The sequence below is a fragment of the Labrenzia sp. PHM005 genome, from assembly GCF_006517275.1.
Classification (GTDB): domain Bacteria; phylum Pseudomonadota; class Alphaproteobacteria; order Rhizobiales; family Stappiaceae; genus Roseibium.
In genome coordinates this window covers 1119527-1132971 of the sequence record NZ_CP041191.1, presented here as the reverse complement: position 1 = coordinate 1132971, position 13445 = coordinate 1119527, and the positions used below count along the sequence as shown (strand labels likewise).

The window sequence follows — 13445 nt, the reverse complement described above, 5'->3', positions numbered from 1 at the left end:
CTACCGAAGATCCCGGTCGAACAGAACCACGCCCCTTCGGCGAAAGAAAATGATCAGGACCGCGCCAGCCGCCATGCCGCCGATATGCGCAATCCAGGCAACCTGACCACCGGACGACGTTAACAGCTGCACAAATTGATAAATCACCCACGCGCCGAGCAACCACATAGCGCTCAACCGCAGGGGGATGCGGCCGAAGGCAATCACCCAGATGCGGACTTTGGGATGCAGCATCAAATAAGCGGCGACGATTCCGGAAACAGCCCCGGACGCACCAATCAGTGGAACATCCGAACTGGGATCAAGAATTGCGTAGGCATACCCGCCGGCCGCGGCACACAGAATATAGAAAACCAAATACCGGAAATGTCCCATGGCATCTTCGACGTTGTCGCCGAACACCCATAAAAACAGCATGTTCCCCAAAAGATGCATGAAATCCCCATGCAGGAAGGCATAGGTGACCACACCCGCCCAGTCGGGCAATACTTCGAGATGCGGCGCCAGTTCCCGGACATCAAAAAAGACTGACGGGATCAGCCCGTAGGAATAGACAGCCGCATTCGCTGCATCAGAAAATCCCGCGCCCTGAACGAAGACATAGACCAGAACATTGGCAGCAATCAGCGCAAGATTGACATAGGGCCGGGGCACATGTTCCAGCTGGTTGTGATCATGAAGCGGAAGGAACATGGCACTGTCCTGAGGTTGTCTACATGATTAGCGGTTTTTACCCGGCACCCACAAAACATCCGCGTCGCCTTTGTTGTTTAGATAACGGGAAGCGACAAAGAAATAGTCGGAGAGGCGGTTCATGTACTTCACGGCAGCCGGATTGATGTTCTCGCGGGCCGACAGTTCAACCATCAAACGTTCAGCCCGCCGAGAAACCGTTCGGGCGTGATGCAAATGCGCCGAGGCCGCGCTGCCGCCGGGCAGCACGAAGGAACGCAGCGGAGTCAGGTCGGCGTTGAGAACATCAATTGCATCCTCAATGGCACTGACCTGAGCATCGGTTATGCGGAGGGGTTCGTAACCAAGATCCTGGTCCGTTTCCGGTGTCGCCAAATCTGCACCAAGATCGAACAGGTCGTTTTGAATCCGGCTCAGCACCGCATCAACTTCTGGCGAAGTATTTTCCGTATGCAGACGCACCAGGCCAACAACTGCATTTGTCTCATCGACGGTGCCATAGGCGTTGATCCTGAGATCATTCTTCGGCCGCCGTTCGCCCGACCCCAGCGCCGTTGTGCCGTCGTCACCGGTTTTTGTATAGATCTTGTTCAATACGACCATGAAGTCCTGCCCCGTCCGAAATCGTGTCCCAATTTGGCTACTGTCTTAGCCTGTGCCGAAAAAGTAGAGCCCACCCATCACCAGGACAATGACCAAAAATTGCAAACCGACCCGCCAGCGCATCAGCATCTGAGACCGGTTGGCCGGGCCGTTGCGGAACATGTTCCAAAGTCCGGCGAGCAGAACGATGGCCACGGCGGCCATGCCGATTGGAATGAGAATGTTGATGAGTTCAGCCATCATGGTGTCCTTGTCATTTCCGCTGGCTGCCCAGCGTTTGTCCCGGCCGGTCTGCCGGGGGGGTTATTCTTCGCCATCCGCTGCCCAAATGCAGAGCCGGTCAAGCAGCCGCGTTGGCAGGACCCGCTTGGCAACAGCCATAACCTTTGTCGGCACGGTGACATGATACCGGGCTTTGGGCCGCTTGGCCTCAAGCGCATGGATGAGCTTTTTGGTGACCGCTTCGGGCGGCAATTTGAACGGCCCCGGCTCGCCCGCTTCCATGCGGATCCGCCGGATCTTGTAGGTTTTCTCGTGAACTGAGACGCTTGTTCCGTCTTCACCGATCCAACGGTCGAAATTCGCAATCGCATTTTCAGTGAATTTGGTGTCGATCGGACCAGGTTCAATCAGGGAAACGTGAATGCCGGAGCCAGAAAGTTCCTGACGCAGCGTGTCGGAATAGGCTTCCAATGCAAATTTCGAGGCCGTGTAAGCCCCCCGGTATTTTAAGGCAACAAACCCAAGCACGGATGAACATTGCACGATCCGGCCGGATTTCCGGGCACGCATCGCCGGGATGACCTGACGCGTGAGATCGTGCCAGCCGATGAAATTCGCTTCAAACAAGGCGCGCATGGCATCTACCGGTAAATCTTCCAAAGCACCTGGTATGGCATATGCGCCGTTGTTGAAGACCGCGTCCAGCCTGCCATCCGTCGCCTCGAGAACCGCATCTGCGGTCATCCGGATCGTGTCCGGATCTTCGTAATCCAGCCGGTAGGCGTCAAATCCCAAGGACTTCAGGCGGTCGGCGTCCTCCTGCTTGCGCGTCGTTGCAAACACACGCCAATTCCGGCCGCGCAAAAGTCGCGCCGAGGTCGCTCCAATACCCGACGAACACCCGGTGATCAGAATCGACCGGTGTTGAGAGTAGTTGGACGGGAGATCGCTCATACAGGAAAAATCCAGGAAGCCATGCGGGGGATCAGTCTCCTATCAAATCGGATCACCGGAAAGCAATCTGGGTACTGGCCCGGCAAAACCAGCGGCCTCTTTGATGAAATGTGTTTTTAATCCCGGCATACGGTCAACCAGCCCAAGTCCGAAATCGCGGGCGGCCCGCAAGATATCATTGTCATTTGAGAATAGGCGATTGAGCACATCGGTCACAACGCCCATCTGGAATGTATCGAACCTGCGCCAGCGCTGATAACGCTCCAACACGTCAAATCCGCCAATATCCTGGCCGAGGCGCCGGGCTTCAATCAGAACTTCTGCAAGGGCAGCCACATCCTTAAAACCCATGTTGAGCCCCTGCCCGGCAATCGGATGAATGCCATGAGCCGAATCACCAATGAGCGCAAAACGCGGTTTGGCAAATTCCCGGGCCAGCTTCAGCCCGAGCGGAAACGCCTGACGCGGGCCATCGAGCTCCAGCGTGCCCAGGTGATGGCCAAACCGGCGCTCCAGTTCCAGTTCAAAGGTAAAGTCATCGGAGCGGACAAGCCGGTCGGCGTCAGACGTTTTTTCAGTCCAGACGAGAGAGGAGCGATTGCCCGGCAGCGGCAGGATTGCAAACGGCCCGGCTGGCAGGAAATGTTCTTCCGCGCGGCCGTTGTGGGGCCGCTCGTGCTTGACGGTGGTCACAATACCGGACTGTTTGTAATCCCAATCAACGGTGCGGATACCGGCAAGATCGCGCAGTTTGGAGCGCACCCCGTCAGCCGCAACCAGCAGGCGGGTTTTGAGAACCGTACCGTCCTTGAGATCCAGCTCGACCCGGTCCGGATGCGTACGGAACGTATCTGCTGAGTTTGGCGCAAAAAACTTGGTGCCGAGAGCTTTGGCTGCTTTGTAAAGCGCCGGCATCATGACACCATTCGGCATCATGGTGGCAAAGGCTTCACCTTCGGTGGCCTGGCCGTCAAATGTGAGAAAGACTGGACGCACCGCATCGCGCAACTTGCTGTCGGTGACGATCATTTCGTTGATCGGCTGCCCTTTGGCGGCAATCTTGTCCCAAATACCCAGCTGGGTCAGCATACGCGACGCGGCCGCTGCGATCGCCGAAGCCCTTGGGTCCTTGTCGAGCGTGTTCATCGGTTTGGGATCGACAACGGCGCATTTGAGGGCGGGATCCCCCTGTTTGAGCGCGAGCGCCAAGGACAGGCCGACATATCCGCCGCCTGCAATGACGACATCAAACATCTCGTCGCTCTTTTTTGGTCTTGCCATTGTTTTACAACTCCTTGCCCCGCTTTCCCGTGGGGCATCTTGACTTTAACGTCAACACACGTCCAAGACTTCATCAGTCAGGCCGTTCAACTGGCCAAATCACCTGGTACTCTCATAAACAGGAACCGCGCCGATGAATACGGCCATTGATAGCCTTCTGCAAATACTCGACTTAGAACCGCTTGAACACAATCTGTTTCGTGGTCGCAGCCCCCAAGTCGGCTGGCAACGCGTCTTTGGCGGGCAAGTCATTGGTCAGGCCCTGGTGGCAGCGTCGCGAACCGTGGTCGACGAGCGGCAAGTTCACTCGCTGCACGGTTATTTCATGCGGCCGGGAGATCCATCCGTTCCGATCATCTATGAGGTCGACCGGATCCGTGATGGCGGTAGCTTCACAACCCGGCGCGTCGTGGCCATTCAGCACGGCAAAGCGATCTTTTCCATGTCGGCATCGTTCCAGGTGCACGAGGACGGATTGGATCACCAGGCGGCCATGCCGGATGTGCCGATGCCGGAAGACCTGCCCAGCGAGCAGGAACTGAAAGACATGTTCCTCAAGGATGCCCCGGAAGCAATCCGCCGGTATTTCGAACGGGAACGGCCGATTGAACTGAAACCAGCCGACATGCGCCAGTATATCAGCCGGGACAAACGCGACCCTGTCCAGCATGTCTGGGTCCGGGCAACGGGCGCCTTGCCGGACGATCCGCGGATCCATCAATGTGTCCTGGCCTATGCCAGCGACATGACCCTGCTTGATACAGCGCTTTATGCCCACGGCCTGTCGGTCTTCAGCCGCAAGGTTCAATGCGCCAGCCTCGACCATGCCATGTGGTTTCACCGGCCGGTGAAAGCCGACGAATGGCTTCTTTATGCCAGCGACAGCCCGTCCAGCTCCGGATCGCGCGGTTTCAATCGCGGCAATCTGTTCGACACCAGCGGCCGGCTGGTGGCCTCGACGGCGCAGGAAGGATTGATCCGGCTGAGGAAGGAAGAAGCTTGAGGGGGAATCCGCCGTCCCGGCCTTGAGCCGGGACCTGAAGTAAAGACCCTGGCTCGGAGGCCGGGGAGGCGTGGCGTATGTCGGCCTTCAGATTTCCAGCAAAAAGATGATTACCGAGGCGGGCTGGTGAAGCCGGAGACGGCCAGCGGATTATCGAGCATTGCCTGACTGTCTGGCGTGTCCGGGCGGAGCGCGCCGGAAAAGGCTTCGAATATTTTCCGGACAAAACCTTCCGGCAGATCCTTGGTGATAAAGACCATCCGGGTGCGCCGATCGTCGTCCGGCCAGGCCTCTAGCGTTGCCGGCGGATGAAAGACATGCTGCACGCCGTGAATCACTACCGGGCGCTCCGGATCTTCGGCGAGTTGCACAATCCCCTTGACGCGCAGCAGTTTCGGGCCGTGGGCCGAGCGCAGAAGATCCAGAAACATCTCCAGAGCTGACGCAGACACAGGCCGGTCGGTCGACAATGTAAAGGCGCGGATCGCCGCGCTGTGGCGGTTCACATCATGCGGGTGATCATGATGGTGATGATCATGCCCGTGATGGGAGTGGCCATCATGGTGATGATGGTCATGGGAATGCCCATGATCATGCGGTTTCGGCTCATAGGCTTCCGCGTTCAGCCAGTTTGCAACGTCCGGGATTTTGCTCTCCGGATTGTAGAGCCCCGCGTTGAACAGCTTTTCCGGTGTTGCCTCGCCCGCTTGGGTGTCCAGGACCTTTGCGCCCGGGTTCAAAGCGGCAAGCCGGTCTTTCAAAACTGCAAAACCGGCCTTGGTGTCGTCTGTCGTCAAAAGGTCGGTCTTTGTCAGAACTATCCGGTCGGCAACGGCAGCCTGTTTGCGGGCTTCTTCATGCTCATTCAGCGTTGAAGCCCCGTTGACGGCGTCCACAAGCGTAACGACGCTGTCCAGCCGGTAGCGCATCACCAGATAAGGATGCAGCATGATCGTGTGCAGGATTGGAGCCGGATCGGCAAGGCCGGTGGTTTCGATCACCACCCGGGTTAAGCGCTCGGTCCGGCCGTTGTCGAGATGGCGCAGCAAGTTTTCCAGCGTGGTCACCAAATCACCGCGAATGGTGCAACACAGGCACCCGGATGAGAGCTCGACAATGCCCTCCCCCGCTTGATCGACAAACAGATGATCCAGCCCGATCTCGCCGAATTCGTTGATGATAACGGCAGTGTCGGCCATCGCCGGATCTTGAAGGATGCGGTTGAGGAGCGTTGTTTTTCCAGCCCCCAAAAAGCCGGTCAGCACCGACACCGGGATAGGCGGCTTCGGTCCTTTTGCCGGACGGCTGGTTTCTGGGCCAGATTCTTGAGAACTGTCCGCAATACTCATCATGTTGCTCCGCTCAAATCAGGAGCACCACCCGCCGCCGCGCTAGGCAAGCTGAGGGTCAGCCACGGCCAATGCTCCATGAGCGGTCATGGCTACCATTTGTGGGGAGGAGAGGTCAAAGCGGAAGTGTGCTGCAAAGCTGGGCTGCAGCAAAACTATGTTGGATTTGCAATCGGAAATGCGTCAGCCTGCGTTGAGAACATGCACATCGCCGTCGGTTTCGGCGCTGTCGTCTTTGTCCGCTTCGTCGCTGACGGTGTTGTCGACGGTGAGGTCCATCGGGGTCAGATCCTGCGCAAGGTCCGTTTCTTCAACACGCGTTTCTTCGCCATCTGTTTCGTCGATCACCCCGCGAACAGCTTCTGCGGCTTTGCGAAGTGTGGCGATGACGTCTTCCACCGATGCACCGTCTTCCAACTGATCGGCGGACAATTCTGCTAAGCTCGCCAGAGCACGGATTGTGGCGGTCGATCTTGGTTCTATCATGCGCTGATCTCTCGATCTTAAATAAGACGGCATTTCTTTGCCTATGGCGGCACCTCTTGTGCCGCAGCGTAAAACCAAAAAGGCAGTCCCTATTCGGAATAACGCTTGTGACATCGTTAAAGAACAGCGTTAAAAAACAGTTAAGGCATGCAAGCGATGTCTTAACTGGTCATGATATTGCGGTAGGATTTTCTTATTATTTCGAAGGGCTTGGCGCTGGGACTGGCACCGTGAAGTCCATCCCTTTGCGGAAAATTGATCCATGTGCCGCCTTACTGGTGTTAACGGCGGACCCAGGGCGTTGGCCGGCCGCTTCGATTTGCGGAATGGTTCCCGCACTTGCGCCAGTTACCTCCGCCGCCGGCTCCGTCTGCGCCGTTTGCAGTTTGGTCCGCATTTCCATTTTCGCTTTGCGGATCGGATTGGCTACCGGGAGAGGAATGTTTTCAGCTGGAATGGAGGCACTTACAGAGGGCGTCCCTTTTGGTTTACCCAACCCGACCGGCAAAGGTTTATAGGCAATCCGGCGCGGTCCAAGGGTGCGGTCGAGAATCTTTGCCCAATCCGGTTTGCCATTCGATTTGGTAAAGCTGCTGGTATCGACCTTGGCCGGATTTCTGGTCTTTTGCTTGCCGAAGAACAACAGGCCGCCGCCTTGGGTGTTTTTCATGTCATAGCGGGCCATGTATTGTTTGGAGCTCAGCTTTTTGTTGCGGCGGCAATAGCCGTTTGCGGGCGGATTTCCTGAATAACCGCTGAGGCTGGTCACCTTCTTGCCACCGCGTCCCTTCTTGAAACCGGCGTCAAACAGCTGGCGGGCAAAAGCCGTTCTCTCGAGGCCGGAAGACGCGCCCATAATAATCCCGATGAGTGTCCGGCCGCGCCGTGTCACCGACGCGGCAACATTGTATCCGGAATTACAAATGTATCCGGTCTTCATGCCATTCGCGCCCTTAACCCGGAGCAGGAACTCGCGGTTCGCAGAGCGCAGTGTCTTCTTGCCGAAACGGATGCCCGGGTGATTGTAAAACTCCCGGCTTTCCGGAAAATCCCGGCGCAGGGCCATCGCAAGGATCGCCATATCGCGCGCCGTGGTGACTTGGCTGTTGTCCGGCAATCCGTGTGGGTTGGAAAACCGTGTATGGGTCATGCCGAGGCGGCGCGCTTCTGCGTTCATCATGGCAATGAACCCAGCTTCGGACCCAGCCACAGCTTCACCGAGAGCAACGGCAACATCATTGGCCGATTTGATCAAAATGATTTTGAGAGCCGTGTCGACGGTAAACTTCGTGCCGATCTTGAATCCCATTTTGCTGGGCGGCTCAGATGCGGAGTTTTGTGACTGAACAACGGCGGAATTTAGAGAGATTTTCTCCGCGCGGATCGCCTTAAAGGTGACATAGGCCGTCATCAATTTGGTCAGAGAGGCCGGGTACCACTTCCGCGTGGCATTTTTCTGATCAATCACCGCGCCGGATTTGGCATCGACAAGGATATGCGCGCCGATCTCAGCGTGTGCTGACTGAGATAAAATGAACAGACCGATTGCTGCCACAAAAACGGGCGCGATTGAAAGACGGCCGAAAAAGCTTGCGTACACCGGAAACCCTCGCTGTCTTCCCGCGGGCGGACACTCTTGCTTCAAGTCAAAACCAACTTAACGGAAGGTTGTTTCTTAAAAAACCGGATCATCGGCTCAAGAGCAACCCTTGTGACGAAGAAGTCCAGCGTCATTTTTTTGAGCAGGTGCTTATTTTTTAGGCGGATTTATGTCCACCCGGTAAGAAACCTCTTAAATCACTATGGTTCCGGTGGAGAATTGCCGCCAATCCCGGCAACTGTTCATTTTGGCCCGTTTGTTGCTTTTCCGGGAAGGTTGACTTGCGTGCCATCGTGCCTCGGTAAATTTACTGTGTAAGATGGCAGTGCTGCAAAAAGAACAATGAGAACCGGAAGCAGGGAGGCTTCTTGAATGTATGATGCTGGATCAGCATCAGAAATCGTAACGAGTATGCCTGCTATGCAGCGTGTGCGCGGTGCTGCGCGTATTGGGTTTTCGCACGTTTCCGGCAAGACCCGCCTTCAGGATTTGTATCAAAGTGGATCTGCCAAAGTCCGCCTGCCCAAAACCTATGGTGAGCCGGCCACGGCCGTTCTGATCAACACAGCCGGTGGTCTGACCGGTGGAGACCGTCTGGACTATGAGGTCACGATTGGCGCAGAGGCTCACGCCATTGTGACGACGCAAGCGGCGGAACGGGCTTACCGGAGCCTTGGAACCTGCGCGGAAGTCTCAAATCGCCTCGCAGTTGACACCGGCGCAATATTAGAATGGCTGCCTCAGGAAACCATCCTGTTCGACAACTCCGGTGTCTCCCGGAAAATCGCTGCGAACCTCTCCGGAAACGCCCGGCTTCTGGCTCTGGAAAGCGTGGTTCTTGGCCGCGCCGCCATGGGCGAACGCCTCAACAAGGTGTTCTTCAAGGACTGCTGGCGGATCCGCCGGGATGGCCAGCTGGTATTTGCAGATGATGTCCGTCTTTCAGGCAATCCGGAAGACTTCTTTAAAGGATCTGCAACAGGAGATGGCGGTCAGGCGATGGCGACGCTGCTGGACTGTTGCCCGGATGCAGAAGACCGACTGGCAAAGGCCCGTGCCTTCCTGGAGCCCCTACCACACCCCGCAGCCCAATGTGCTGCAAGTGCTTGGAACGGGCATCTGGTTATCCGTTTTCTGGCCGCCGATAGCCGCATCTTGCGTCTGTCGTTGATGGCCTTTCTCGAACATTACCGCTCTGCCCGCCTTCCGCGCGTCTGGCATTGTTAATTCTGGAGGATCTTCCTTGAACCTGACCCCGAGAGAAAAAGACAAGCTGCTCGTCTCCATGGCGGCCATGGTGGCGCGTCGGCGGCTAGAACGCGGCGTCAAACTGAACCACCCGGAAGCGATTGCCCTGATTACAGATTTTGTCGTTGAGGGAGCGCGGGACGGACGCACCGTTGCCGATTTGATGGCGGCTGGTGCCAAAGTGCTGACCCGCGACCAGGTGATGGAAGGGGTCGCGGAAATGATCCACGATGTTCAGGTTGAAGCGACCTTTCCAGACGGCACCAAGCTGGTGACCGTGCACGAACCGATCCGCTGAAGGTCTAGGAGAAAACAATGATTCCTGGAGAACTCTTTCCCGCCGAGGGAGACATTGAACTGAACGCCGGCCTGGAAACAGTCACCTTGGAGGTTTCCAACACGGGCGACCGGCCGATTCAGGTGGGCAGCCACTATCATTTTGCCGAAACCAACCCGGGACTTTCCTTTGACCGGGAAACCGCCACTGGCATGCGACTCGACATTCCCGCCGGAACCGCCGTGCGCTTTGAGCCAGGACAGACCCGGTCTGTGACACTTGTGCCCTACCGTGGAAACCGGACAATCTATGGCTTCAACCAGAAAGTCATGGGTAAATTGGAAGGATAGATCCGATGCGTTTCCTTGGTCTGATTGCCAGCACCGTTACCAGCCTTATTGCCGTTTCTCCGGTTCACGCACAAGACATCGACTGCAACAACGCGGTCACCCAGCTTGATATGACCTTGTGTGCCAAGAAGGATTGGGAAGCGGCGGATGCAGAGCTGAACGCGGCCTATAAAGCGGCAATGGCAGCGATGAAGCAAACGGACAAGGATTTGCCCAAGGATCTTAAAGGCGCTGCCGACACCTTGCGGGACGCCCAGCGCGCCTGGATCCCCTATCGCGACAAGGCTTGCGATTCTTACGGTTTTCTGGCGCGGGGCGGATCGATGGAGTCGATGCTCGTTCTCGGTTGCCGGGCAGATCTGACCCGCAAACGCACGAGCGAACTCAATGACCTGGCTGAAGGGTTCGGCAACTAATGCGTTTCGTAACGGGTATTCTGACCGCGTTGGGTTTTGTCTTGATGGCCGGATCTGCGCAGGCCGATGAAAACATCGACTGTGGCTACCCGCTGAACCAAGCCGAACGCAGCTATTGCGCTGAAAAGGCTCTGGAACAGGCCGAAGCCGACATGTCTGCTGCCCTGACACGGGCGCTTGCCAAGATGACCGAAGTGGATAGCACCCTGCCGGATCATTTGAAAGGCAGTCCGGACGCGCTGGAAACCGCGCAAATTGCCTGGCTGGATTTCCGCGAAAAGGACTGCACCGCCTACAGCTTCCCCTTCAAAGGCGGGACACGGGGCACTGAGCTTTATCGCAACTGCATGATCGTGATGACCATGCAGCGCACCGACGATTTGAACGCCATGGTCGACGACTATGGCGGCTGACAACAGACATTCTGATCGCTGATTGGAGAAATGAATGGCTTATAAAATGCCGCGCGCCGCTTATGCGGATATGTTCGGACCGACCACCGGCGACCGCTTGCGTCTTGCCGATACCGATCTCATCATCGAGGTGGAAAAAGACTTCACCACTTACGGCGAGGAAGTGAAATTCGGCGGTGGCAAGGTGATCCGTGACGGCATGGGTCAGAGCCAGGAACCCCGGTCCGCAGGCGCAGTCGACACCGTCATCACCAACGCGCTGATCGTTGACCACTGGGGCATTGTCAAAGCCGACGTCGGCTTGAGAGACGGCCGCATTGTCGGCATCGGCAAGGCCGGCAATCCGGATGTGCAGCCGGAGGTCGATATTGTTGTCGGCCCGGGCACGGAAGCGATTGCAGGGGAAGGCAAGATCCTGACCGCGGGCGCGCTCGACGTCCATATCCATTTCATTTGCCCGCAGCAGATCGACGACGCGCTGATGTCCGGTGTCACCACCATGCTCGGCGGCGGCACGGGACCGGCAACCGGCACCAATGCCACTACTTGTACACCGGGCCCTTGGCACATCACCCGCATGCTGCAATCAGCTGACAGTTTCCCGATGAATCTGGCGTTTGCCGGCAAGGGCAACGCCTCGCTTCCGGCTGCGCTCGAAGAGCAGATCCTCGCCGGGGCCTCCGCGCTGAAACTGCATGAGGATTGGGGCACCACCCCGGCGGCCATCGACACCTGCCTGACGGTCGCAGATGAATACGATGTTCAGGTCATGATCCACACAGACACGCTGAACGAATCCGGCTTTGTCGAAAACACAAAAGCAGCCTTCAAGGACCGCACGATCCACGCCTTCCATACCGAAGGCGCCGGCGGCGGTCATGCCCCGGATATCATCAAGGTCTGCGGCGAAACGAATGTCCTGCCGTCCTCGACCAACCCGACGCGGCCTTACACGGTCAACACCCTGGAAGAGCATCTCGACATGCTCATGGTCTGCCACCACCTCGACAGCTCGATCCCTGAAGACGTCGCTTTTGCCGAAAGCCGCATCCGCAAGGAAACGATTGCTGCAGAGGACATACTTCACGACATGGGCGCCTTCTCGATCATCGCCTCCGACAGCCAGGCGATGGGCCGGGTGGGGGAAGTGATCATCCGCACCTTGCAAACCGCGCACAAGATGAAGGTCCAGCGCGGCCGCCTCAGCGATGAAGCGGATGAAAACGACAATTTCCGCGTCAAACGCTACATGTCCAAGATCACCATCAATCCGGCGATCGCCCACGGCCTGGATGAACACATCGGCTCAGTTGAGGTCGGCAAGCTCGCCGATTTGGTGCTGTGGGATCCGAAATTCTTCGGCGTCAAACCTGACATGGTGATGAAGCTTGGCACAATTGCCGCCGCCCCGATGGGCGATCCGAACGCCTCTATCCCGACCCCGCAGCCGGTGCATTACCGGCCGATGTTCGGCGCCTTCGGCAAGGCCATGACCCAGAGCCGGGTGACCTTCGTCTCCAAGGCCGCCTATGACAACGGCGTCAAGGACAAGGCCGGGCTCGACAGTCTGGTTCTACCAGTCAAAAACGTGCGCGGCGGTATCTCCAAGAAATCCATGGTTCTGAACGATGCGACCCCAGAGGTCGAAGTTCATCCGGAGACGTATGAAGTCCGTGCCAACGGCGAATTGCTGACATGTGAGCCGGCCGACGTTCTACCCATGGCACAGCGCTATTTCCTGTTCTGAGTTTTGAGTCCCAATGCACATTCAACAGGTGAATCGCGCAGACATTCTTGGCCGCTACGCAGCACTGGCAAGTTATCTCAAAAGATGGCAAGCGGACGCCTATGACCCGGCAAATGTCTCGGTTGAGGCCGGAGAAAAGGTGTGGCTGGAACTCGACGATGCTGCTGCCACGGTTTTGTCGGAAGAACAGGCCGCGAACATAAACGCGAAGTCACGAGCAGAGTTCTTCGCACTTCGCGATGACCTGACTTCCGCTGATGACCTAACAGAAATGGGCACGGTTATTGGCTATCTGCCCTGTGCGGATATGGATACATTTGCAGCCCGAATTGCAATGCACTTTGAGACCCTTGCAAAAGACCTGGAGTGGCAAAGATTTGCGGTCCTGACAGATGTCCAACGCCCGTTTTTGGATCAAAAAAACGACTTTGACCCTGTCCGGAAGGCTGAAGCACATCTTGCTGACCGGGGATTTTCCAGATCTTCAAGCGATGGTTTTGAGTGCGATCTTGAAGGCTTGCTGGACCTGCTGCCGCATCTCTTTTGGATCGTCCGCAGCAATGCAGGAGCCCCAAAGCTGCAGATATCCGCGGAGGGAACCAACATTGTGCAGATCTTGTGCCACCGGGCCAACATTCACTTTTGCACCTACAAGGTCCGGGAAAAGATCTGGCTGAAAAAGACATTGGCTTCGGCCGGGTTTGAAATCGAAATGGATGGGGTCTGTAGAGAACGGTTTGCAAGCGACAGTGGCATAGAAGGGCGCCAGTTGGACTTGAGTTGAATTCGAAATTGGCTCAGGG

Annotated in this window: 16 protein-coding genes; 8 read left to right on the top strand and 8 right to left on the bottom strand. The window is 56.9% G+C overall.

Going from position 1 to position 13445, the window contains the following annotated elements:
- Genes FJ695_RS05040 through FJ695_RS05020 form a run of 5 tightly spaced genes read right to left on the bottom strand, consistent with a single transcriptional unit; the run spans nt 1 to nt 3753 of the window.
- The gene (locus tag FJ695_RS05040; protein WP_141184419.1) at nt 1-693 is read right to left on the bottom strand and encodes a rhomboid family intramembrane serine protease; all 693 of its coding nucleotides are present in this window, start codon (nt 691-693) and stop codon (nt 1-3) included.
- A gap of 27 nt (nt 694-720) precedes the next feature.
- Nucleotides 721-1296, bottom strand: coding sequence for a cob(I)yrinic acid a,c-diamide adenosyltransferase (locus tag FJ695_RS05035; protein WP_141184418.1), 576 nt, complete (start codon nt 1294-1296; stop codon nt 721-723).
- A gap of 45 nt (nt 1297-1341) precedes the next feature.
- Nucleotides 1342-1539, bottom strand: coding sequence for a twin transmembrane helix small protein (locus FJ695_RS05030; protein WP_209010927.1), 198 nt, complete (start codon nt 1537-1539; stop codon nt 1342-1344).
- A gap of 60 nt (nt 1540-1599) precedes the next feature.
- Nucleotides 1600-2472, bottom strand: a complete 873-nt coding sequence (locus FJ695_RS05025; protein ID WP_141184417.1) for an SDR family oxidoreductase — start codon at nt 2470-2472, stop codon at nt 1600-1602.
- Between the two features lie 42 nt (nt 2473-2514).
- Complete coding sequence (locus FJ695_RS05020) at nt 2515-3753, bottom strand: ubiquinone biosynthesis hydroxylase (RefSeq protein WP_141184416.1); 1239 nt, start codon at nt 3751-3753, stop codon at nt 2515-2517.
- Between the two features lie 133 nt (nt 3754-3886).
- On the opposite strand from FJ695_RS05020, the gene tesB reads away from it, so the two are divergent.
- Nucleotides 3887-4756 carry an acyl-CoA thioesterase II gene (gene tesB / locus FJ695_RS05015; protein ID WP_141184415.1) on the top strand — a complete coding sequence of 290 codons (870 nt, stop codon included), beginning with the start codon at nt 3887-3889 and terminating at the stop codon, nt 4754-4756.
- A gap of 110 nt (nt 4757-4866) precedes the next feature.
- Here the strand turns inward: tesB and FJ695_RS05010 are convergent, their stop codons facing one another.
- The 3 genes from FJ695_RS05010 to FJ695_RS05000 form a co-directional block, all read right to left on the bottom strand.
- Nucleotides 4867-6105, bottom strand: coding sequence for a GTP-binding protein (locus FJ695_RS05010; RefSeq protein ID WP_141188580.1), 1239 nt, complete (start codon nt 6103-6105; stop codon nt 4867-4869).
- A 183-nt stretch (nt 6106-6288) separates the two neighbouring features.
- On the bottom strand, nt 6289-6591 hold the full coding sequence (locus FJ695_RS05005; protein ID WP_141184414.1) for a hypothetical protein: 303 nt from the start codon (nt 6589-6591) through the stop codon (nt 6289-6291).
- 196 nt (nt 6592-6787) lie between these two features.
- Entirely contained in the window at nt 6788-8191 is a 1404-nt protein-coding gene (locus FJ695_RS05000) for a D-alanyl-D-alanine carboxypeptidase family protein (RefSeq protein ID WP_141184413.1), read from the bottom strand.
- A 372-nt stretch (nt 8192-8563) separates the two neighbouring features.
- Here FJ695_RS05000 and FJ695_RS04995 point away from each other — a divergent pair, with 372 nt between their 5' ends.
- From FJ695_RS04995 to FJ695_RS04965, 7 genes are read left to right on the top strand one after another with little or no spacing between them, the layout of a single operon-like run.
- Entirely contained in the window at nt 8564-9418 is an 855-nt protein-coding gene (locus FJ695_RS04995) for an urease accessory protein UreD (protein WP_141184412.1), read from the top strand.
- Nucleotides 9419-9434: 16 nt separating this feature from the next.
- Nucleotides 9435-9737 carry an urease subunit gamma gene (locus tag FJ695_RS04990; RefSeq protein ID WP_141184411.1) on the top strand — a complete coding sequence of 101 codons (303 nt, stop codon included), beginning with the start codon at nt 9435-9437 and terminating at the stop codon, nt 9735-9737.
- 17 nt (nt 9738-9754) lie between these two features.
- Nucleotides 9755-10066 (top strand): urease subunit beta, encoded by a 312-nt coding sequence (locus FJ695_RS04985; RefSeq protein WP_141184410.1) that lies wholly within the window; start codon nt 9755-9757, stop codon nt 10064-10066.
- A 5-nt stretch (nt 10067-10071) separates the two neighbouring features.
- Nucleotides 10072-10482 (top strand): lysozyme inhibitor LprI family protein, encoded by a 411-nt coding sequence (locus FJ695_RS04980; RefSeq protein ID WP_141184409.1) that lies wholly within the window; start codon nt 10072-10074, stop codon nt 10480-10482.
- Nucleotides 10482-10895, top strand: coding sequence for a lysozyme inhibitor LprI family protein (locus tag FJ695_RS04975; RefSeq protein ID WP_141184408.1), 414 nt, complete (start codon nt 10482-10484; stop codon nt 10893-10895). Before FJ695_RS04980 ends, FJ695_RS04975 begins: the two co-directional genes overlap by 1 nt.
- Nucleotides 10896-10929: 34 nt before the next feature.
- Nucleotides 10930-12642: an urease subunit alpha gene (gene ureC / locus FJ695_RS04970; protein WP_141184407.1), complete on the top strand. Its 1713-nt coding sequence runs from the start codon at nt 10930-10932 to the stop codon at nt 12640-12642.
- A 13-nt stretch (nt 12643-12655) separates the two neighbouring features.
- A complete protein-coding gene (locus FJ695_RS04965) occupies nt 12656-13426 on the top strand; it encodes a hypothetical protein (RefSeq protein ID WP_141184406.1) in 771 nt (256 codons plus the stop codon).
- Nucleotides 13427-13445: the final 19 nt, after the last annotated feature.